At 71.7% G+C, this 21,844-nt stretch carries 17 protein-coding genes and 1 pseudogene; 10 read left to right on the forward strand and 8 right to left on the reverse strand.

The annotated features are described in order from the left end of the window. Positions 1-142: 142 nt before the first annotated feature. From EIM47_RS00510 to EIM47_RS00520, 3 genes are all read left to right on the forward strand, one after another. On the forward strand, positions 143-2,689 hold the full coding sequence (locus EIM47_RS00510) for a TonB-dependent receptor (protein WP_164514519.1): 2,547 nt from the start codon (positions 143-145) through the stop codon (positions 2,687-2,689). A 55-nt stretch (positions 2,690-2,744) separates the two neighbouring features. Then, positions 2,745-4,352, forward strand: a complete 1,608-nt coding sequence (locus EIM47_RS00515; RefSeq protein ID WP_125075788.1) for an alkaline phosphatase D family protein — start codon at positions 2,745-2,747, stop codon at positions 4,350-4,352. A gap of 132 nt (positions 4,353-4,484) precedes the next feature. Beyond that, positions 4,485-4,997 (forward strand): LysR family transcriptional regulator, encoded by a 513-nt coding sequence (locus EIM47_RS00520; RefSeq protein ID WP_083852380.1) that lies wholly within the window; start codon positions 4,485-4,487, stop codon positions 4,995-4,997. Here the strand turns inward: EIM47_RS00520 and EIM47_RS00525 are convergent. The 7 genes and pseudogenes from EIM47_RS00525 to EIM47_RS00555 form a co-directional block, all read right to left on the reverse strand. Continuing rightward, a pseudogene (locus tag EIM47_RS00525) lies at positions 4,879-7,447 on the reverse strand (ligase-associated DNA damage response DEXH box helicase). The gene EIM47_RS00520 and the pseudogene EIM47_RS00525 sit on opposite strands and share 119 nt — an antisense overlap. Further along, positions 7,444-9,048 (reverse strand): ATP-dependent DNA ligase, encoded by a 1,605-nt coding sequence (locus tag EIM47_RS00530; RefSeq protein WP_125075789.1) that lies wholly within the window; start codon positions 9,046-9,048, stop codon positions 7,444-7,446. Before EIM47_RS00530 ends, EIM47_RS00525 begins: the two are co-directional and overlap by 4 nt. Next, positions 9,045-10,091, reverse strand: coding sequence for a ligase-associated DNA damage response exonuclease (locus tag EIM47_RS00535; RefSeq protein WP_125075790.1), 1,047 nt, complete (start codon positions 10,089-10,091; stop codon positions 9,045-9,047). The genes EIM47_RS00530 and EIM47_RS00535 overlap by 4 nt, the downstream gene beginning before the upstream one ends. 65 nt (positions 10,092-10,156) lie before the next feature. Beyond that, positions 10,157-10,627, reverse strand: coding sequence for a nucleoside deaminase (locus tag EIM47_RS00540; RefSeq protein WP_019397593.1), 471 nt, complete (start codon positions 10,625-10,627; stop codon positions 10,157-10,159). 55 nt (positions 10,628-10,682) lie between these two features. Beyond that, a complete protein-coding gene (locus EIM47_RS00545) occupies positions 10,683-11,771 on the reverse strand; it encodes an HlyD family secretion protein (RefSeq protein ID WP_125075791.1) in 1,089 nt (362 codons plus the stop codon). Further along, positions 11,768-13,432 (reverse strand): MFS transporter, encoded by a 1,665-nt coding sequence (locus EIM47_RS00550; RefSeq protein WP_125075792.1) that lies wholly within the window; start codon positions 13,430-13,432, stop codon positions 11,768-11,770. The genes EIM47_RS00545 and EIM47_RS00550 overlap by 4 nt, the downstream gene beginning before the upstream one ends. 6 nt (positions 13,433-13,438) lie before the next feature. Then, a complete protein-coding gene (locus EIM47_RS00555) occupies positions 13,439-13,906 on the reverse strand; it encodes a MarR family transcriptional regulator (protein ID WP_026010341.1) in 468 nt (155 codons plus the stop codon). Between the two features lie 89 nt (positions 13,907-13,995). Here EIM47_RS00555 and ubiE point away from each other — a divergent pair, with 89 nt between their 5' ends. The 4 genes from ubiE (at position 13,996) to EIM47_RS00575 (ending at position 17,901) form a co-directional block, all read left to right on the forward strand. Beyond that, entirely contained in the window at positions 13,996-14,757 is a 762-nt protein-coding gene (gene ubiE, locus EIM47_RS00560; RefSeq protein ID WP_019397786.1) for a bifunctional demethylmenaquinone methyltransferase/2-methoxy-6-polyprenyl-1,4-benzoquinol methylase UbiE, read from the forward strand. Positions 14,758-14,901: 144 nt separating this feature from the next. Then, a complete protein-coding gene (locus EIM47_RS00565; RefSeq protein ID WP_125075793.1) occupies positions 14,902-16,836 on the forward strand; it encodes a M1 family metallopeptidase in 1,935 nt (644 codons plus the stop codon). A gap of 50 nt (positions 16,837-16,886) precedes the next feature. After that, on the forward strand, positions 16,887-17,627 hold the full coding sequence (locus EIM47_RS00570; RefSeq protein WP_019397788.1) for a hypothetical protein: 741 nt from the start codon (positions 16,887-16,889) through the stop codon (positions 17,625-17,627). A 7-nt stretch (positions 17,628-17,634) separates the two neighbouring features. After that, positions 17,635-17,901 (forward strand): hypothetical protein, encoded by a 267-nt coding sequence (locus EIM47_RS00575; protein WP_019397789.1) that lies wholly within the window; start codon positions 17,635-17,637, stop codon positions 17,899-17,901. Between the two features lie 72 nt (positions 17,902-17,973). On the opposite strand, the gene EIM47_RS00580 is transcribed toward EIM47_RS00575, so the two are convergent. Then, the gene (locus EIM47_RS00580; protein ID WP_019397790.1) at positions 17,974-18,909 is read right to left on the reverse strand and encodes a carbohydrate kinase family protein; all 936 of its coding nucleotides are present in this window, start codon (positions 18,907-18,909) and stop codon (positions 17,974-17,976) included. Between the two features lie 327 nt (positions 18,910-19,236). Here EIM47_RS00580 and EIM47_RS00585 point away from each other — a divergent pair, with 327 nt between their 5' ends. The 3 genes from EIM47_RS00585 (at position 19,237) to mreD (ending at position 21,843) form a co-directional block, all read left to right on the forward strand. Continuing rightward, positions 19,237-20,283: a rod shape-determining protein gene (locus tag EIM47_RS00585; protein WP_013533965.1), complete on the forward strand. Its 1,047-nt coding sequence runs from the start codon at positions 19,237-19,239 to the stop codon at positions 20,281-20,283. A gap of 103 nt (positions 20,284-20,386) precedes the next feature. Beyond that, on the forward strand, positions 20,387-21,361 hold the full coding sequence (mreC, locus tag EIM47_RS00590; RefSeq protein ID WP_125075794.1) for a rod shape-determining protein MreC: 975 nt from the start codon (positions 20,387-20,389) through the stop codon (positions 21,359-21,361). Beyond that, on the forward strand, positions 21,358-21,843 hold the full coding sequence (gene mreD, locus EIM47_RS00595; protein WP_019397792.1) for a rod shape-determining protein MreD: 486 nt from the start codon (positions 21,358-21,360) through the stop codon (positions 21,841-21,843). Before mreC ends, mreD begins: the two co-directional genes overlap by 4 nt. Position 21,844 lies beyond the last annotated feature (1 nt).

Below are 21,844 nucleotides of genomic sequence, written 5' to 3' on the forward strand. Positions count from 1 at the left end.
ACTGGCGACTACCATGCCGCGCTGCCACCGACCGGTGGCCTTTCTTTTTTGGCAGAACCCGATGAAGCGCACCACTTGCAGCAGAAACCGCCTGTTCGTCGTCATCTCCGGCATCCTGGCGCTCGCGCCGGCGGCCCCCGGCATGGCAGAAGATGCAGTCGCCGCCGACACCCCGGTCAGCACGCTCGACGCCGTGCGCGTCGTGGCGGACTACGGCTACCAGCCCGTCGACGTGAAGCGGGACGCCGACGTCATCGTCGATTCGGTCACGTACAACGACCTCGAGGCGCCGACCGGCGACAACTCCATCGCTTCGATGCTGGTCCAGGTCCCGGGAGTCAGCTTCGAGGGCGACGGCGACGAGCCGCGCTACATCACCATTCGCGGCATCTCCGCGGACCTCAACGTGACCACGCTGGACGGCCTGGCGCTGGCGACGACCGGCGAGAACGGCGGCGGCAGCCGCCGCGTCAACCTGCAGCTGATCCCCAGCGACATCGCCGAACGCGTGGACGTATTCAAGGCGTTCACCGCGGAACAGGATGCCGCCGCCATCGGCGGTGCGGTCGACATCGTCACGCGATCGGCCTTCGCCACGGCCAGCCCCTACTTCATGGCCGACGCCTACGGGATCTATTCCAGCTTCGAGGGCCCGGCCGGCGAGAACGCGGGCGGCGCCGGCAGGTCGCACTGGGGCAAGGGCCTGAAGACCGCGTTCGCAAGCCGTTTCGGCGCCGACGAGCAGTTCGGCGTGGTGTTCACCGCGCGCTACCAGGACCGCGTGCGCAACTCCAGCAAGATCTGGAGCGACGCGCGCACCTATTTCAACGAGGCCGGCCAGACGATCGCCGCGCCCGACCCGGCGCTGGGCTGGGACGGCAACAACTCGCTGACGAAGCTGGCCTGGGGTGACTACAGCAACGTCATCACCAACAAGGGCGCCTCGCTCAAGCTGGAGTGGCGCCCCCGCGAGGACGTCGACGCCTTCGCGATGGGCTATGCCTACAACCGCCGGGAATCGTCGACGATGAACTCGACGAACCTGCTGGGCAACCCCCGCAACTTCCCCGAACGGTTGCGGGACAGTGGAACGGTGGCCGTGGACTACATCCAGTCCGTGGTGCGCTACAACCAGTGGGACCGCACCGCCAGCGGCCTGATCAGCGGCATGGACTGGCGGCTGGGCGACCTGTCCGACCTGTCGCTGCGCGCCGGCTACACGCGCGAGGTCTACAAGGACACGCAGCCTTACCTGCAGACGCGCACGACGCCGCGCGGGCAGTACTTCAGCTACCGGATGAGCGAGCTTCCGGAGCTCGCCGGATACACCGGCGACCCGCTCTCCAACACCTACGTGCTGCGCTCGGCGGAGATGACCTACACCCGGGCGCAGCAGAACGTCCTCGACCTGCGCGCCGACTACTCATTCAACGTGGCCCCCGGCGCGACCGGCCTGGGCTTCGTGACCGGGGTGCGCTGGAGCCGCCTGCGCATGGACAAGGACGTGGACAGCATACGCAAGGTCACCGGCAGCGACGCGACCGGATACATGTACGACCCCGGCTATTCGCACCACGGCAGCAACGGCTTCGTCGTGCCGTGGCCGGACTACGACCGCTTCTACGGCAGCGTGTTCCCGAACCTGCCGGTCGACCAGGCGGCCACCCGGCACCACAGCACGATCTCCGACTACGCCTACGAGGAAGAAGTCGCCAACGCCTACCTGTCGCTGCACTACGCGACCGACGCGACCCACTACATCCTCGGCTTGCGCTACGACGATGCGAGCTTCGATGCCCGCACCCCGCTGACCCTAGACGGCACGCTCACCGACCAGGTCACCCGGCCGAGCGGCGAGTACAGGAGCTGGCTGCCGTCGTTCAACGTCGTCCACGATCTCGGCGAGAACTGGAAGCTGCGAGGCTCGGTGAGCCGCACCATCGGCCGGCCCACGCCCGGGCAGCTCGCCCAGGCCGAGAGCCGCACCTGCGGCGAGGAAACCAGCGGCTGCAGCATCACCCGCGGCAACCCCGATCTCGACCCCCGCCGCGCCGACAACTACGACCTGGCGATCGAGCGCTACTTCGGCGGCAGCGCCCTGGTCGCGCTGACCGCGTTCCGCAAGGACATCGCCGACGACATCTTCACCCTCACCACCGAAGAGGTCGTCGACGGGCTGACCAACCGCATCCGCCAGCCGATGAATGCCGAGAAATCGATGATCCAGGGCCTGGAGCTCGCCCTGGTGAACCGTTCGTTCGGCTTCCATCCGAACCTGGGCGCCTCGTTCAACGTCAGCTGGCTCGACGGCGAGATGAACTACGTTGCCGACGGCAGCGGCCGCAAGCTCGACCGCATGCAGTACCAGCCGGACTGGATGGCCAACCTGACGCTGAGCTACCGCATCCCCGCGATCCGCGGCACCGCGCGCCTGTCGGTGAACCACCAGGACGACTACCTCGGCTCCATCGGCTCCACGCCATGGAACGACAAGTTCGTCAACCGGATGACCACGGTCGATCTCTCCTTCTGGCACCAGGTGGGCGAGCGCTGGACGTTCAAGTACGAGATCGACAACCTGCTGGATGCGAGCCCGGAGTGGTACCACGCGCGCGACATCGGCGGCACGATCTCTCAGCGCGACGAGTACGGCCAGGGCGTGTACTTCCACGCCATCTATTCGTTCTGACCCGCCTTCGCGCCGCGCCCGCACGGGCGCGGCGCCCGTTCCGGAACCGTCCGAGATGACCCACGACATCAACCGCCGGCGCCTGCTCAAGGCGCTGGGCACCGGCGCCGCCAGCGGGCTCCTCGCGCCGTTCGGCATGGCCTTCGGCCAGGCCGCACCGCGCAACCTGCTTGCCAATCCGCGCTTCGACCGCGACCCGTTCCAGCTCGGCGTCGCCTCCGGAGAGCCCGCGCCCGATGGCTTCGTCCTCTGGACCCGGCTCGCGCCGCAGCCGCTGGAACAGGGCGGCGGCATGGTGATGCGGCCCATGGCGGTGACCTGGGAGCTGGCCGAGGACGAAGGCTTCCGCCGCGTCGTCCGCGATGGCCAAGCGCTGGCCCGGCCGGAGCTCGCGCATGCCGTGCATGTCGAGGTCGAGGGCCTGGCGCCCGGACGGCCGTACTGGTATCGCTTCGCCGTAGGCGGTGCGACCAGTCCGGTCGGCCGCAGCGCCACGCTCCCTGCGACGGATGCGCGCGTGGACCGCGTGCGCTTCGCCGTGGCCGGCTGCCAGCACCTGGAGGAGGGCCATTTCACGGCCTGGCGCCGGATCGCCGAGGAGCCCCTGGACTTCGTCTTCCACTACGGCGACTACATATACGAAGGCCCCGACCGCGGCCCTGGTGAGCGCATGCTCAACGGCCGCCCGTTCATGCCGCTGCGCCGCCACGTCGGCGGCGAGATCTATTCGCTGGACGACTACCGGCGGCGCTATGCGCAGTACCGCAGCGACCCGGACCTGCAGGCGGCGCACGCTGCGGTGCCCTGGTTCTTCAGCTTCGACGATCACGAGATCGACAACAACTGGGCCGGCGAGTTCGACCAGGACGGCACGCCGCCCGAGCTGTTCATGCTGCGCCGTGCGGTCGCCATGCAGGCCTACTACGAGCACATGCCGCTGCGGCGGCGCTCGATGCCGCACAACGGCCACATGCGCATGTATCGCCGCGCGGGCTGGGGCGACCTGCTGCAGGCGCACTTCCTCGACACGCGCCAGTACCGCAGCGACCAGGTCAACGGCGACCGCGACGGTCCCCAGAACGACGCGGTGGCCGATCCTTCGCGCACCATGCTCGGCGCGGAACAGGAAGCCTGGCTGTACGACGGCCTGCGCCCGGACCACCATCGCTGGCACGCGATCGCCCACCAGGTGAGCCTGGCCAACCTGGCGATGCGCTCGCGCGAAACCGGAGAGGTCGTGCATTCCATGGACCAGTGGTCCGGTTATCTCGGCCCGCGCCGCCGCCTGCTGGGGCACATCCATGAGGCGGGCATGAAGAACGTGGTCACCGTGTGCGGCGACGCGCATCGGCACTTCGCCAGCGACCTGCTGCAGGACCACGAGGACTCCGGCGTGATCTCCACCGAGTTCCTCGCCACGTCGATCAGCTCGGGCGCCGACGGCGCCGGCGAGGACGACGACTTCAACCGCAACGCGCGCAGCCTCAATCCGCAGCTCAAGGCGATCACCGACCGCCGCGGCTACGTGCTGTGCGAGGTGACCCGCGACGAGTGGCGCGGCGACCTGAAGGTGCTCGACCGGGTGACGGTACCGGACGAACCGGTCCGCACCTACGCCAGCTTCGTGGTCGAGCGCGGTCGGCCGGGGCTGCAGCCGGCCTGACGCCGGCCGCTTGGCGAGCTGCCGGGGCGGCCCTGTGCGCCCCGCCAGCCCGCCACCCCGGGGCACCCGGCATGGGGAACACCGCGCCGGTCGACCCGGGGCGAGGCTCGCAGGGCAAGCTAAACTTGCCGTGTGCCTCCGCCCTCCTTGCCGCCGCTCTCGAGTTTGCGCGCCTTCGAGGCGGCCGCGCGGCTGGGCAGCTTTTCGCGGGCGGCCGCCGAGCTCAACATGACCCCGGCGGCGGTCAGCTACCAGATCAAGCAACTCGAAGCGCGGCTTGGCGTAGTGCTCTTCCGCCGTTTCCCGCGCCGCGTGGAACTGACCGCGAATGGGGACATGCTCGCACCGGCGATCTCCGGCGCATTCGCCACGATGCGAGCCGCAGTCGCCCAGACGGTCGAGCGTGCGCAGGACGAACTTTCCATCACGACCTTGCCGACGGTCGGCGCGACATGGCTGGCGCCGAAGCTCGGCCGTTTCAAGGCGCGCATGCCTGCCCTGCGCGTGCGCCTCGACATGAGCGTCCCTACGGCGGACCTCGATGCGCTCGATTTCGACGTCGCGATCCGCAGCGGACTGGGCACTTGGCCCGGTCTCCACGTTCGGCGGCGCGGCGCACGCGGGTGCGCCAGTCCTCGGTGCTGAGCTGGCCACGCTGGCCCTCGGCCCAGAGCGGGAACGACAGCGGGGTCAGCCCCGGCGGCCGGGCCAGGACCAGCGCGCGCGCCGCGGTCGCGCAGCACCTGCTCCAGCCGCGCCAGTTCCAGTTCGCCTTCCAGCACCTCGCGCTCGGCCTGGGCCAGCAGCAGATGCCCGGGATCGTGGCGGCTCAACACGTCGAACAGCAGCCCGGAGGAGGCCTGCAGCTGGCGCAGGCTGCGCAGCTGGCGGCCCGGCAGCGTGGGCACCAGCAGGCCGGAGACGCGCGCGATCTCGCGGAAGCGGCGGCGTGCCAGTTCGCCGAGGTTGAGCGCCTGGCGCAGGTCCTCCGCCAGTGCCTGTGGCGAGAACATCGCCTGCAGCAGGCCTTCGTCCACCGGCACCGGCTGCGCCGGCGACAGCACCAGGCCGTAATCGTTGGCGGCGAAGGCGAAGCTGTTGCGCTGCAGCCGACCCCAGCGCAGGGCGAACAGCGCAGCCAGGCCTTCGTTCACTTGGCGCCCGCCGAACGGGTATGCGAACAGGTGCAGGCGCCCGCGCAGGGTGACCTGCTCGGCCAGCAGCCGGCCGGGCCCGGGCAGGGCGGACAGGCGTTCCTGCAATGCCAGCAGCGGCGCCAGCGTGCGCAGTTCGGGCGAGCCGTCGGGCGTGCCCAGCAGCTGCTCCACCTCGTCGGCCAGCTGCGAGGACAGCGGCATGCGCCCGCCGCGCCAGGTCGGCACTGCACCCTCGCCACCGCGCACGGGCCGCACGTAGGCGGTCATGTCCTCCAGGCGCACCAGCTCCAGCAGGCGCCCGGCGAACTGGAAGCGGTCGCCGCGGCGGAGGCGGCCGACGAACTGTTCCTCCACCGCACCGAGCCGACCGCCGCGCAGCATGCGCACCGTGACGCTGCCATCGCTGGTGATGGTGCCGATCGACAGCCGGTGGCGGGTCGCCACGCGGCGGTCCTCGACCACGTAGCGGCCGTCTTCCGCGCGGACCACCTTGCGGAAGTCCGGGTAGTGCGAGAGCGCGCGGCCGCCCTGGACGATGAAGTCCAGCACCGCCCGCCAGGTCGCATCGTCCAGCCCGGCGAAGGCGTGGGTGCCGCGCACCTCGGCCAGCAGCGCATCCGGCTCGAAGCCGCCGGCCAGCGCGCAGCTGACGCAGTGCTGGGCCAGCACGTCCAGCGGGCACCGCGGTGGCGGGCGCGCTTCCACCCGGCCGCTGCGGAGCGCATGGCGGGCGGCGGCGAACTCCAGCAGTTCCAGCGCGTGCGTGGGAACGCAGGTGATCGCGCCGGATTCGCCGGGACGGTGGCGTGCGCGGCCGGCGCGCTGCAGGAGGCGCGCCACGCCCTTGGGGCTGCCCAGCTGCAGCACCTGGTCCACCGCCGGGAAATCCACGCCCAGGTCCAGGCTCGAGGTGGCCACCACGCAGCGCACCGTGCCCTCGCGCAGTCCCTGCTCGGCGGCGCCGCGCAGGGCCGGGTCCAGCGAGCCGTGGTGCAGGGCGAGGGTGGCCGGATCCTCGGGCCAGACCGCAGCGAGCGCCTGGTGCCAGAGTTCGGCCTGGGCGCGGGTATTGGTGAACAGCAGGCTGCTGCGCACCGCCAGCAGCCGCTCCAGCACGCGCGCCAGCTGGCCCAGGCCCAGATGCCCGGCCCAGGGGAAGCGTTCACGGCCCTCGGCTCGCAGCGTCCGCACCGCCACCGTGCGGGCGCGGGGGCTGCCGACCAGGGCCGCACCGGGAACGTGCGGCAGCAGCACCTCGCGTGCCTGCCCGAGGTTGCCCAGCGTGGCCGACAGGCCCCAGATGCGCAGCCCGGGGCGCAGCGCGCGCAGGCGCGCGAGGTTGAGTTGCAGCAGCACGCCGCGCTTGTTGCCCAGCAGCTCGTGCCACTCGTCGACCACCACCATGTCCAGCGCGCGCAGGCGCTCCGGCGCGTCGGGATAGGACAGCAGCAGGGCCAGCGATTCCGGCGTGGTCACCAGCGCGTCGAGCCCGCCCTCGCGCGCCAGGCGGCGGTCGCGCGCGGAGGCGTCGCCGGTGCGCTGGCCCACGCGCCAGTCCAGGCCCAGCGCCGCTGCCGGCTCGCGCAGCGCGCGGGTGGTATCGCTGGCCAGCGCGCGCAGCGGGGTGATCCACAGCAGGCGCAGGGGATGCGCCTCGGCGGCGCGCATGCGGCGCTTCGTGGCTGGCGCGGATTCGGCGCGTGCCAGCGCCTCGAGCAGGGACGTGCCGGCCACCGCCAGGGTCTTGCCGCTGCCGGTGGGCGTGTGCAGCAGGCCTGACTCGCCAGCCAGGGCGCGGCGCCAGACCTCGCGCTGGAAACGCAGCGGAATCCATTCGCGTTGCGCGAACCAGGCATCCAGTTGCCGGCGCGCGCGACGCAATGCGGCCGCGGTCGGCCGCGGAGGCGCCGGTGGCGTGGCCGGCGGCGCGCCGCTCATCGCGCCAGCGCCTGCAGCGTGGCCAGCACGTCGGCCTCGGCGGCCGGCTTGTCGTGGCGCCAGCGCAGGATGCGCGGGAAGCGCACGGCAATGCCGGACTTGTGCCGGCTGCTGTGGTTGACTGCTTCGAAGCCCAGCTCGAACACCTGCACCGGTTCCACCGAGCGCACCGGGCCGAAGCGCTCGATGGTGTGCGCGCGGATCCAGCGGTCGAGTTTCAGGATCTCGGCGTCGTCCAGCCCGGAGTAGGCCTTGGCCACCGGCACCAGGGCGCCGTCGTGCCACAGGCCGAAGGTGTAGTCGGTGAACAGGGTGCTGCGCCGGCCATGGCCGGCCTGGGCGTAGATCAGCACAGCGTCGATGGTCAGCGGGTCGATCTTCCACTTCCACCAGTCGCCGCGGCGGCGGCCGGACTGGTAGGCGGCACTGGCGCGCTTGAGCATCAGGCCTTCCACGCCGCGCCCGCGCGACTGCATGCGCAGCGCGGCGGCGTGCTCCCAGCTGGCGGGCTGCACCTGCGGCGACAGCGCGATGCGCGGGCCATCCAGCGCCGCCAGCACCCGTTCCAGGCGCGCGCGGCGCTGCAGCTGCGGCAACGCGCGCAGGTCCTGGCCATCGAGCTCCAGCAGGTCGTATGCCACCACCCGCACCGGCGTGTCGGCCAGGGTCTTCGCGCCCGGCTTGCGCCGCTGGATTCGGGTCTGCAGCGCGGTGAACGGCAGCGGCGCATCCTCGCCATCGCGCCAGGCCAGCAGTTCGCCGTCGATCACGGTCCCGTCCGGCAGCGCCGCGGCGGCCTGTTCGATCTCGGGGAAGCGGCCATCCAGGCGCTCCTCGCCGCGCGACCACAGCGCCACCTCGCCGGCGCGGCGCAGCAGCTGCACGCGGATGCCGTCCCACTTCCATTCCAGCAGCCAGTCGTCGATCGGGCCCAGGTTCCCGGGTTCGGCTTCCAGCGGCGAGGCAAGGAAGAACGGATAGGGTTGCTGGCGGTCGCCTGGTTGCTCTTCCGGGTCCAGCAGGTGCTGCATCCAGGCCGCATCGGGCGTCCAGGCGCCAAGCATGCGCTGGGCAATGCGGGCGATATCCACCCCGGACAGCTCGGCCAGCGCCTGCTGCACCAGTCGCTGCGACACACCCACCCGCAGCGAGCCGGTCAGCAGCTTGTTGAAGGCCAGGCGCTCGTCGAAGCACAGGCTGCGCCAGGCCTCGATGATCGCGGCGCGACGTACTTCCGGCACGGCATTGGCCAGCGGCAGCAGGCGCCGTTCGATCCATTCCGACAGCGGCACGTCGGCGCCGGCATCGGGCGGGTCGTCCAGCAGCAGGGTCACGGTCTCGGCCAGGTCGCCCACCTGCGAGTAGCTGTCGTCCACCAGCCAGCCGGGAAGGCCGGCGACTTCGCCCACCCAGGCGCGCAGTTCGCCGCTGGCGGCGATCTTGCGGCCGGCGCCGGAGATCTTGCCGCCGGACAGCAGGTGCAGGGCCCAGGCGGCGTCGGCCGGCGGCGCATCGCGGAAATAGGCGACCAGGGCCGCGCGCTTGTCGCCGGTGGCGGTGCTGCGGTCCAGTTCCCGGTAGAGCGCGGCGAAGCGCCTCATGTGCCCGGCTCCTGCGGCTCGCCGGCCGCTGCGGCGTCCTGCAGGGTTTCATCGCCGTAGCCGGTGTGGAAGGACTCGGCGGCCACGCCCTGTTCGCACAGGTGGCGCACCAGGGCGTCGGTGTTGCCGTGGGTGGCGATGATCCGGCGCGCGCCGGTGTCGGCGATGGTGCGCAGCAGGTCGGGCCAGTCGGCGTGGTCGGAGATGACGAAGCCGCGGTCCACGTTGCGCCGGCGGCGGTTGCCGCGGATCCGCATCCAGCCGGAGGCAAAGCCGTGCTGGGCGCGACGGAAGCGCCGCAGCCAGGCGCTGCCTGCGGCCGAGGGCGGGGCGATCACCAGGCGCCCGGCGCAGTCGGCGTTGCGTGGCAGGTCCGAGACGCGTTCGGTATCGAGCATCGCGATGCCGGCCTGGCGGTAGACCTGCACGCCGGCGTCGATCGCACCGTGCAGCAGCGCTGGCACGTCATCCAGTCCGCGCAGTTCGGCCAGCACGCGCTGCGCCTTGCCCAGCGCGTAGCAGTACAGGATCGCGGCCTCGCCGCGCTCGGCGCATTGCCGCCGCCATTGCACGATGTCGGCCGCGACCTGGCGCGTGTCCGGCCAGCGGTACACAGGCAGCCCGAAGGTCGCCTCGGTGATGAAGGTGTCGCACTGGACCGGTTCGAACGGAGCACACGTGGGATCGGGCTGGCGCTTGTAGTCGCCCGAGGCGACCCAGACCTGGCCATCGGCCTCGATCCTTACCTGCGCCGAGCCCAGTACATGCCCGGCCGGATGCAGCGACACGCGTGCCCGGTCGAGGGTGAAGGCCTCGCCGTAATCGTGCGCGTGCACCACCTGCCCGCCCAGGCGCCAGCGCAGGATCGGAATGCTGTCGCGGCTGCAGTGGTACTCGCCCATGCCGCCGCGGGCGTGGTCGCCATGGCCATGGGTGATGACCGCGCGCGGCACCGGCCGCCACGGATCGATGTGGAAATCGCCGGGCGGGCAGTAAAGCCCTTCCGGGCGCAGGACGACCAGGTCGTCGGGGGACTCGGGCATGGCCCGAGTCTCGGCCGGCGCGCGTGCAGGCGGCGAGAACCTCCCGCGCGCCGCGGATCAGTCATTCAGTGTCCGTGGCCGCAGGCGTCGTCTTCGCCGATGTCCTCGTTCCACACGTGCGGGTTGGCGGCGATCCAGTCGCCGAGCATGCGGATGCACTCGGCGTCGTTGAGGTCGATGACCTCAACGCCCTGTTCGCGCAGCCACTCGTGCCCGCCCTGGAAGTTGACCGCCTCGCCCATCACCACCGTGCCGATGCCGAACTGCCTGACCAGGCCACTGCAGTACCAGCACGGCGAGAGCGTGGTCACCATGATGGTGTCGCGGTAGGAGCGCTGGCGCCCGGCCTTGCGGAAGGCATCGGTCTCGCCGTGCACGGAAGGATCGTTTTCCTGCACCCGGCGGTTGTGGCCACGGCCGAGCAGGGTGCCGTCGCGGCGGAACAGGGCCGCGCCGATCGGGATGCCGCCCTCGGCCAGGCCCTGGCGGGCTTCCTCGACGGCAATGGCCAGCAGGCTGCGGTAATCGATGCTCACGGTCGCGGTCAGGTTGCGGAGGGGGGCGCCAGCGTACGCCGGACGGGCGTGGTTGTCAGGCGCCGGTATCCACCGCCACCACCACCGACATGCCCGGCGCCAGGCGCGACAGCAGCGGTTCCTGGCCCGGGTCGATGCCGATCCGCACCGGGATGCGCTGCGGGATCTTCACGAAGTTGCCGGTGGCGTTGTCCGGCGGCAGCACCGAGAACTGCGCGCCGGTGGCCGGGGCGATGCGCTCCACGTGGCCGGACAGGGCCAGGCCGCCAAGCGCGTCGACGGTGAAGCGCACCGGCTGCCCGGACTGCACCCGCGCCATCTGCGTCTCCTTGAAATTGGCCACCACCCACAGCTCGTCCGGCACCAGTGCCATCAGCGTCGTCGCAGTAGCCACGTATGCGCCCTCGCGCACGCCTACCTGGCCCAGGCGGCCGTCGCGCGGTGCGAGGATGCGGGTGTTGTCGAGGTTGATCCGGGCCAGTTCCACCGCCGCCTCGGCGGCGGCCACCCGCGCTTCCAGGCCCCGGCGCCCGGTCTCGATGCCGCGCTCGTTCTCGCGAGCGGCCTGCAGCGCGGCGCGGGCCTGGACGAGGTCGGCACGGGCCTGGCGGTCGCTGGCCAGCGCGGCCTCGCGGTCCTGTTCGAAAACCAGGCGTTGCGCGGCCAGTTCGTTGGCCCGGCGCAGCACCGCATCGGCATGCTCGCGCTGGGCCTGCTGCGCCTGGATGCGGGCGGCGACCTGGGCACTGGCGGCAGCCGCGCCGCGGCGCTGCTGGTCCCAGGCGGCCAGCTCGGCGCGGGCGGCCAGCAGCTGGGCCCGGGCCTGCTGCAGCTGCTGGGCGTAGATGCGGTCGTCGATCCGCGCCAGCAGCTGGCCGCGGCGGACCTGCTGGAAGTCCTGCACCGCCACCTCGACCACGTAGCCTTCCACCTGCGGTGCGACCAGGGTGACCTGGCCCTGCACCTGGGCGTCCTCGGTGCGTTCGATGGCGCCGTGGAACGGCGGGACCTGCCAGGCGTAGAGCACCAGTCCGATCCCCGCCAGCGCGAGCGCGGCGATGCCCAGTGTGGCCAAGAGCCGGCGCCGGGGCGCGGCGGGCTGCGGCGTGGAGGCGGTGGGGGAGGCGGTGGCGGGGGCGTTCATGGGCGTGCGGGGGAAGCGGGCGCGGGCGACGCGCCGGGTGCGGTGGGTTGCGGCGCGGCCTTGCGCCGGCGCAGGTACAGGTCGGCCAGCAGCCAGGCCAGGGTGGCCAGCGACAGCCAGCCGACCAGCAGGAACAGGTCGTTGTAGGCCAGCACCGTGGCTTCGCGCCCGGTGGCCTGGCCGAGCATGCGCAGCGCCTGCAGCTGGCGCTGCGCCGCATCGGGCACGTCGTGCAGGTGCAGCGCGGCGTAGCCGTGCAGGCGCGCGGCCACCTGCGGGTCGGGCAGCTCCAGGCCCTCGCCCAGGCGCGCGGCGTGCAGCCGGGTGCGCACGGTGAGGAAGCTGCCGAGCACCGCGCTGCCGAGCAGGCTGCCCAGGCCCTGGGCCATGCCGAACAGGACGATGAAGCTGATGAAGTTGCGCGGCTGGGCCAGCACCTTGCCGATGCCGCTGAGCATGGCCGGGGCGATGAAGACGGTGCTGCCGCAGCCGATCAGGAACTGGCTGAGGTACATCTGTGCCGGCCGGGTCTGGCTGGTGGCGTGCGCGTCGATGAACGCGCCGGTGGCGATCAGCAGCACCGCCGCGATCAGCTGCTGCGGGAAGTTCGGCGGCGCCAGGGTCAGGGCACTGGCCGCGATCCCGCACAGGCAGCCGGCCACCACCATCGCCGACATCACCTGCAGCTGGGCGTTGTCCAGGCCCAGCTGCTGGAACATGGGCACCGCGCCGAAGCTGTGCTCGGACAGGCAGACGCGGATCAGCAGGATCGACAGGGTCAGCCGCAGCAGGTCGCCGCTGGCCAGCCAGCGCGGGTTGAGCATGGGATTGCGGCGGTTGTGCTCGATCACCGCGGCCACCGCCAGCAGGGCCAGCGAGGCGGCCAGCACCAGGCCCAGCCAGGGGGTGTCGGTCCACCACAGCACCGGGCCGAAGGCCAGGACCACGGCCAGGCCCGCGGCGCCGGGGATGAAGCTCAGCAGGGTGGCCAGGTCCAGCCGCTCGAACACCTTGTAGCGGTCGCCGGGCGGCAGCTTCACCGCCAGCACCCCGGCCAGCGCCACCATCGCCAGGCCCAGTTCGAACACGTGCAGGCCGCGCCATTCGCCCAGCTGCAGCAGCTCGGTGGAGAACATCCGCGCCAGCGGGATCGGCAGCTGGGTCAGGCCCAGGGCGATGGCCAGGGCCTTGCGGCGGTGCTCGGGCGGGAAGGCCTGGATCATGTAGTACACGCCCAGCGAGTTGAGCGCGGTGGCGCACAGGCCATGCGCGGCACGCACCGCCACCGCCGAGCCGAGGTCGTTGGCGAACAGGTGGGCCAGGGCGATGGCCGCGTACAGCGCCAGGCAGATCTCGGTGAACAGGCGCAGGCCGTACTGCTGGCGGAACTTCACCAGCACCAGGTTGGCCGACATGCTGGTCATGAAGAACGCCGCCGGCAGCCACTGCATTTCCCAGGCATAGGCGCCGAAGTTGCCCTGCAGGTAGGGCAGGTTGGCGCTGACCAGGGCGTTGCCGAGGCCGCCGGCCAGCGCCACCAGCACGCCCACGCCGGCGAACTGCAGCCGGCGCAGGGTGGGATGGTGGGGCGTGGACGGCGAGCCGGGGAAGGTCGGGCGTTCGTGCGGGAGCCACTGCCGCGGGATGTAGCGCGGGTCCATCGGGGTTCAGCCGTTGCCGTCCCCGGGCGCGGCGCCAAGGCTGCGGCACAGCCGCCGCAGGTAGTCGTGGAACTGCGCGGTCTCGTCCGGGCCGAAGTCCTGCATGGCCTGCTCGCGCGCCTGGCCGAGCACGCGCAGGATCCGGCGCAGGGCCGGGCGCGCCTTCGGCGCCAGGTGCACGCGCTTGCTGCGGCGGTCGTCCGGATCGGGCCGGCGCTCGACCATGCCGCGCGCCTCCAGCCGGTCCAGGTGGGCGACCAGCGACATCGGCTCGATCGACAGCGCCGCAGCCAGCTCGGTCTGGCGCACCGGGCCGAGCTTGTCGGCCACCACCAGGGTGCGGGCCTCGCCGGGGGTCATGTCCAGGTCGGCCGCGGCCAGGGCGGCCTCGAAGCGCTGGCGCAGCAGGCGGGCGGCGGTGACCAGCAGGAAGCCGAAGCTGTCGTCGCCGCGGGAGGGGGAGTGGGTTTCCATGGGAGCCATATTGTAAGCTTGGCTTATGAACTGGCCGGAACCGCGCGCCCGGCGGGCGGCCTCCACGCCCGTGGTGCCATAATTGCCGCATGAGCGAATCCCCCTACGAACGCGGCACCACCCACTTCGGCTTCCGGGACGTCCCGGCCACGGAGAAGCAGAAGCTGGTGGGCCAGGTCTTCACCTCGGTCGCGCGCAAGTACGACCTGATGAACGACCTGATGAGCCTGGGCATCCACCGCGCGTGGAAGCGCTACTTCACCGCCACCTGCCAGGTGAAGCCGGGCGACCGGGTGCTGGACCTGGCCGGCGGCACCGGCGACATCGCCGCGCTGCTCAAGCCGCGCGTGGGCGCCACCGGGCAGATCGTGCTGGGCGACATCAACGCCGGCATGCTCTCGGTCGGCCGCGACCGCCTCACCGACCGCGGCCTGGTCTCGGGCCTGGAGTACGTGCAGTGCAACGCCGAGAAGCTGCCGTTCCCGGATGGCAGCTTCGACCTGGTGACCATGGCCTTCGGCCTGCGCAACGTCACCGACAAGGACGCGGCCCTGCGCGAGATCGCGCGCGTGCTGCGCGTGGGTGGCCAGGCGCGGGTGCTGGAGTTCTCCGAGGTGAAGGCCGAGTGGTTCCGGCCGATCTACGACTTCCACTCGTTCAAGGTGCTGCCGAGGCTGGGCCAGCTGTTCGCCGGCGATGCCGCCAGCTACCAGTACCTGGCCGAGAGCATCCGCAAGCATCCGCCGCAGGAGCAGCTGAAGGCGATGATGGAAGAGGCCGGGCTGTCGCGCTGCGGCTACGTGAACCTCAGCGCCGGCATCGTCGCGGTGCATACCGGCTACAAGGTCTGAGCGCGCGGGCCGCCAGGCGGCCCGGCGTGGCGTGGCCTGCGCCGGTGGCCGGCCGCCAGCCGGGGTCAGGGGCCACCGGCCTGGGAAAGGGGGCAGGGCGCGGGGCGCGCGGTACACTCGCTGTTTTCCGCTTGACCCTCGAACATGCGCTTTCCAGCCCTGCTGCTCACCCTTGCCATGACCGCCGCCGCCAGCGGCTGCTCCGGCGAACAGGCCGGTCCGGCCGATCCCGCCAATCCCCAGGCCCGCCCGGCCCAGGCCGCCCAGGCCTCGGCCCGCCGCCACGACGAAAGCTCCTGGTCCGAGCCGGACAAGGTGCGCATCGCCGACCTGGCGCTGGACCTGAAGCTGGACTTCGACGCCCGCCAGCTGTCGGGCACCGCCACCTACGCCCTGCAGTGGGCCGATCCGAAGGCCACCCAGCTGGTGCTGGACACCCGCGACCTGGCCATCGACAAGGTCGAGGGCGAGGTCGACGGCGCCTGGACCCCGCTGCAGTTCGAGCTGGCCGAGGCCGACCCGGTGTTCGGCAGCAAGCTGACCATCCAGGCGCCGCAGCGCAACGCCAGGATCCGCGTCACCTACGCCACCTCGCCGCAGGCTTCCGGCCTGCAGTGGCTGGAGCCGTCGATGACCGAGGGCGGCAAGCTGCCCTTCATGTTCAGCCAGTCGCAGGCGATCCATGCCCGCAGCTGGGTGCCGCTGCAGGACACCCCGGGCGTGCGCTTCACCTATAGCGCGCACGTCACCACCCGCCCGGACGTGATGGTGCTGATGAGCGCCGACAACGACCCGGCGGCGGTGCGCGACGGCGACTACAGCTTCACCATGCCGCAGCCGATCCCGTCCTACCTGCTGGCGATCGCCGCCGGCGACCTGGTGTTCAAGCCGATCTCCGCGCGCAGCGGCGTGTGGGCCGAGCCGTCCATGGTCGACCGCGCGGTGAAGGAGTTCGAGGACACCGAGCAGATGATCGTCGCCACCGAGGGCCTGTACGGCGCCTACCGGTGGGAGCGCTACGACATGCTGGTGCTGCCGCCGTCGTTCCCGTTCGGCGGCATGGAGAACCCGCGCCTGAGCTTCATCACCCCGACCGTGATCGTCGGCGACAAGTCGCTGGTCTCGCTGATCGCCCACGAGCTGGCGCACAGCTGGTCCGGCAACCTGGTCACCAACGCCAGCTGGAAGGACATCTGGCTCAACGAGGGCTTCACCACCTACGTCCAGGGCCGCATCGTCGAGGCGCTGTACGGCGAGGAGCTGGCCGAGATGGAGCGCCAGATCGACCAGGCCGGGGTCAAGGCCGACATGGAGCACATGGCCGCCCAGGACCAGCTGCTGGTGCTGCCGCCGCTGGCCGCACGCGACCCGGACGAGGCGCTGAGCGAGGTGGCCTACACCAAGGGCGCCTGGTTCCTGCAGTTCCTGGAGCAGCGGGTGGGCCGCGCGAAGTTCGATCCCTTCCTGCGCGGCTGGTTCGACGACCACGCCTTCCAGAGCGCCGACAGCGAGCAGTTCGTCGCCTACCTGCGCGAGAAGCTGCTGAAGGACAACCCGATGGCGGTGACCGAGGAAGAGCTGGACGCCTGGCTCAACCAGCCCGGCATCCCCGCGTTCGCCACCCCGGCGCAGGCGCGCACCTTCGCCAGCGTGGACAGCGCGCGCATCGCCTGGCTCGGCAGCGGCGAGCTGCCCAGCCCGCAGGTGACCGCCGACTGGGGCACCCAGGCCTGGGTGCGCTTCCTGGAAGGCATGGGCGAGCGCCTCGAGCCCGCGCGGCTGGCGCAGCTGGACAAGGCCTACCGCTTCACCGGCACCCCGAACGGCGAGATCGCCATGCGCTGGTATCCGCTGGCCCTGCGCAGCGGCTACCTCGAGGCGCGCCCGGCGGCCGGCGAGTTCATCCAGCGGGTCGGCCGGCGCAAGCTGATCCTGCCGGTGTACCTGGAGCTGGTGAAGACGCCGGACGGCCTGGCCTTCGCCCGCGAGGTGTTCGAGCGCGCCAGGCCCGGCTACCACCCGATCACCACCGCCTCGGTGGAGGCGATCCTGGCCCGCGCTGAAGGCGCGAAGCAGTAAGACCCCGGGCGCGCCGGCCCACCCGGCGCGCCCGCCCGAGGAAGCAAGACATGCAGCCGATCCGTCCGCGACTGTCCCTGGCCCTGCTGCTGGCCGCCACCCTGGCCGGCGCCAGCGCCTGCACCGACCGCGAGGCCCAGCGCCAGGCGCAGCTGGCCGCCGAGGCCGAGGCCCGGGCCCGTGCCGCGGCGGAACTGCAGCGCCAGTACGAGGCGGCGGTGGCCGACCGCAACTGGGAACTGGCGCGGGTCCACGGCGTGGCCCTGCTGGACCAGTACCCGGACAGCGAGGCCGCCGCGGCCATCGGCCCCGGGCTGGAGGAGGTCAAGGCGCGCGCCGAGGAGGCGCGCGAGCAGCGCCGCCTGGCCAGCCTGTGGAACTACGCCCGGGTGCCGGCCGGCAGGGGCGAACAGCGCACCGCGGCGATCCTCAGCCAGGAGCCGGTGGACACCGGCGGCAGCCGGCCGGCCGCGGTGCAGCTGGTGATCCGCGACCATCCCGAGTGGAAGCGCAGCGCCTACCTGGTGCTGGAGGGCGGCGACTTCGACTGCTACGGCGGCTGCAAGGTCCAGGTGAAGTTCGACGACGCCGCGGCGCGGCCGATGTCGGCTTGGCGCCCGAAAACCGACGAGGCCATCGCCATGTTCATCGAGGACTACCGCGGGCTGTGGAAGCGCATGCGCCAGGCGCGGCGGCTGGAGATCAGCTTCCCGGTGAAGGCCGGCGGCAGCCGCACCGCGGTGTTCGAGACCGGCGGCCTGGACGGCAGCCAGATGCCGGGCTGGGACTGACGCCGCCATGCCGAACCTGGACTACGTGGTCGTGGCGGTGGTCAGCGTGCTGGCCATCGCCCTGCACGTGGTCCTGTTCGTGCTGGTGCGGCGCTGGATGGACCGCGACCTGGCGCTGTCGCTGGCCGGCGAGGACCCGGCGCGGCGGCAGTGGATGCTGGAGCAGCTGGCCCTGGCCCGCCGCCAGGGCGTGCGCCGGCGCGATTTGCCGGCCTGGCTGGAGCAGGCGGCCAGGGCGGCGCCCGCGGCGGCAAGCCCGCCGGCGGAAGGCTGAAAGCGCAGGTGCGGGCTGGCCTGGCCCGCGGCGACGGCGGTGCCGGGCGCCTGCCCGGCGGCGCGGGCCGCCTTACTCGAGGCTGTAGCCGAACTGCTGGCGGAAGTGCTCGTTGAACTCGGCGAAGTCGAAGCGCTGGTTCTGGGTGCCCGGGTGCTCGACCTTGAGCGCGCCCATCAGGTTGCCCATGCGGCCGATGGTCAGCCAGTCGTAGCCCTGCTCGATGCCGAAGATCAGGCCGGCGCGGAAGGCGTCGCCGCAGCCGGTCGGATCGACCACCCGGCGCTCGTGCGCCGGCGGCACCTCGTAGGTCTTCTCCGGGGTATGCACCAGGGCGCCACGCGGGCCCTGGGTGGTGATGTAGGCCTTCACCCGCGAGACGATCTCGCGGTCGGTCCAGCCGGTGCGCTCCTGCAGCAGGTTGGACTCGTAGTCGTTGACCACCACGTAGTCGGCCAGCTCGATGAACTGGCGCAGCTCCTGGCCGTTGAACAGCGGCATGGCCTGGCCCGGGTCGAAGATGAACGGCACGCCCATCTCGTGGAACTCGGCGGCGTTCTGCAACATGCCCTCGCGGCCGTCCGGGCCGACCAGGCCCAGGGTGATCCCCGGCACGTCCTTCACGTGGTTCTCGTGCGAACGCATCATCGCGCCCGGGTGGAAGGCGGTGATCTGGTTGTTGTCGTGGTCGGTGGTGATGAAGGCCTGCGGGGTGAACAGCTCCTCGATCACCTTGACCTGCGACAGGTCGATGCCAAGGGACTCGAAATGCTCGCGATAAGGGCCGAAATCGCCGCCAACGGTGCCCATCGGCACCGGCTTGCCGCCGAGCAGGTGGAGGTTGTAGGCGATGTTGCCGGCGCAGCCACCGAACTCCCGGCGCATGCGCGGGACCAGGAAGGAGACGTTCAGGATGTGCACCTTGTCCGGCAGGATGTGGTTCTTGAACTGGTCCGGGAACACCATGATGGTGTCGTAGGCGAGGGAACCACAGATCAGGGTGGACATCGGCTTGGTACTCGGGCGCGCGCGGCGCGCGTGACAGGGGCTGCGGCCTTGCGCCGCGGCGCAAAGGTTACCGGCTGCGCCCCCGCGCGGCCAGCCCGGGCCTCGGGGCGGGCGCCGCCGGCGGCGCCCCGGATGCGTCCAAACCCGCGGATTACCGCGGAATTCCTTGCCCGCGACCGGCCCCGTTGCTAGGCTAGCCGGCCTGTTTTCGCTGTCCAATTTTTCGCCATCGGCGCGCCTCGCGCGCCGACCGCCGCAAGCGCCGGCGTCCAGCCGGTTCCGTCACGCCCGCCTCCTCCAGACCGGAAACCCCAGGACCGCCCCTCGATGTTCAAGAAGCTCCGCGGCATGTTCTCCAACGACCTGTCCATCGACCTGGGCACGGCCAATACCCTGATCTACGTCCGCGGGCAGGGCATCGTGCTGAACGAGCCTTCGGTGGTGGCCGTGCGCCAGGACCGCGCGATCGGCGGCACCCGCTCGGTCGCGGCGGTGGGCGCGGAGGCCAAGCAGATGCTGGGCCGCACCCCGGGCAACATCACCACCATCCGGCCGATGAAGGATGGCGTGATCGCCGACTTCACCTACACCGAGGCCATGCTCAAGCACTTCATCAAGAAGGTGCACAAGGCCCGGGTCCTGCGTCCGAGCCCGCGCGTGCTGGTGTGCGTGCCGGCCGGCTCCACCCAGGTCGAGCGCCGCGCGATCAAGGAATCGGCCGAGGAGGCCGGCGCCCGCGACGTCTACCTGATCGAGGAGCCGATGGCCGCGGCGATCGGCGCCGGCATGCCGGTGTCCGAGGCGCGCGGCTCGATGGTCATCGACATCGGCGGCGGTACCACCGAGGTCGCCGTGATCTCGCTCAACGGCATCGTGTATTCGGCTTCGGTGCGCATCGGCGGCGACCGCTTCGACGAGGCGATCACCAACTACGTGCGCCGCAACCACGGCATGCTGATCGGCGAGGTGACCGCCGAGCGGATCAAGATGGAGCTGGGTTGCGCCTATCCGCAGGCCGAGGCCAAGGAGATGGAGATCACCGGCCGCAACCTCGCCGAGGGCGTGCCGAAGATGATCAAGATCAACTCCAACGAGGTGCTGGAGGCGCTGCACGAGCCGCTGTCGGGCATCGTCTCGGCGGTCAAGCTGGCGCTGGAGCAGACCCCGCCGGAGCTGGGCGCGGACGTGGCCGAGCGCGGCATCGTGCTGACCGGCGGCGGCGCCCTGCTGGCCGACCTGGACAAGCTGATCTCCGAGGAGACCGGCCTGCACGTGCAGGTCGCCGACGACCCGCTGACCTGCGTGGCCCGCGGTGGCGGCCGCGCGCTGGAGCTGGTCGACATGCACGGCAACGAGTTCTTCGCGCCGGACTGACCCGCGCCCTCCGCGCCGCCCCGCGCCGGGGCGGCGTTCGCCAGCGGCGGACGCTGCCGCCATACTCCCATCTCCGCCGCGCTGTCCCGACTGATCACCGTCCGTGTCGTCCTACGCCGGTTCCCCACACGCTGCGCGCCCCGGTGAATCCGGTCCCCTGCGGCTGCTGGCCTACCTCGCCCTGGCCGTGACCCTGCTGGTGCTGGACCACCGCGGCGGCTGGCTGTCGTGGGTGCGCACCCAGGCCACGGTGCTGGTGCAGCCGCTGCGCAGCATCGCCGGCCTGCCGGGGACGGTCCGCGGCGCGCTGCGCGACGGCCTGGCCTCGCACGCCAGCCTGGTCGAGGAGAACCGGCGCCTGCGCAACGAGCTGCTGGTGGCCAATGCGCGCCTGACCCGGCTGCGCAACGCCGCGGTCGACAACGCCCAGCTGCGCGAACTGCTGGGCGTGGTCGAGCGGCGCGGCCTGGACGTGCAGCTGGTGCCGATCCTGGACATCGACCTGGAGCCCTCGCGCCAGCGCCTGGTGTTGCGTGCCGGCAGCCGCCAGGGCGTGCAGCGCGGGCAGGCGGTGATCGACGCCGGCGGCCTGCTCGGCCAGGTGATCGAGACCACCCCGACCCAGTCCACCGTGCTGCTGCTGACCGACCCGGACCACGCGGTGCCGGTGATGGTGGCGCGCAACGGCGTGCGCCTGATCGTGTACGGCCGCGGCGACCGCCTGGAGCTGCGCGACATCCCGCTCAACCAGGACGTGCAGGTTGGCGACCAGCTGGTCACCTCCGGCCTGGGCGGGCGCTTCCCGCCGGGTTTCCCGGTGGCCACCATCACCGCCCTGCACCCGGACGACAGCCAGGCCTTCCTGGTCGGCGAGCTGAGGCCGGCCGCGCAGCTGGACCGCGGCCGCGACGTCCTGCTCCTGCGCCCTGGCGCCGCCCCCGACCTGCCGCTCCCTCCCGTCCCCGGCGAGCCCGGCGAGGCCGAGGATCCGGCCGCACAAGGGGAGCCGGCCGCCGGCTCTTCCGAATCACCAATCCCCAATAACGAATCACAGCCTCCGCAGGAGGCGACCCGATGAGCGCCCGCGACCGCCTCGGTGGCTGGCTGCTGCCGCTGAGCCTGCTGCTGGCGCTGCTGCTGGGCCTGCTGCCGCTGCACGCGCAGCTGCAGCCGCTGCGGCCGTACTGGCTGGCCCTGGTGCTGGCCTACTGGGTGATCGAGACGCCCTCGCGCGCCGGCCTGGGCCTGGCCTTCGCCTGCGGCCTGGTCGCCGACCTGGCCTACGGCAGCCTGCTCGGCGAGCAGGCCCTGCGGCTGGTGATCATGGCCTTCATCCTGCAGCGCTTCCGCGCCCGGCTGCGTTTCTTCCCGCTGTCGCAGCAGGCGCTGGCGATCGGCGCGCTGCTGCTCAACGACCGCATCGTCGACGCGGCGGTGAACCTGGCCCTGGGGCAGCCGCTGCTGCCATGGGAATACTGGTGGGCGCCGCTGCTGGGCCTGGCGCTGTGGCCGCCGCTGTTCCTGCTGCTGGACGCCCTGCGCCTGGGCCGCCGGGACTGAG

Origin of the sequence: Pseudoxanthomonas sp. SGT-18 (assembly GCF_003931645.1) — a bacterium.
Taxonomy (GTDB): Bacteria; Pseudomonadota; Gammaproteobacteria; order Xanthomonadales; family Xanthomonadaceae; genus Pseudoxanthomonas.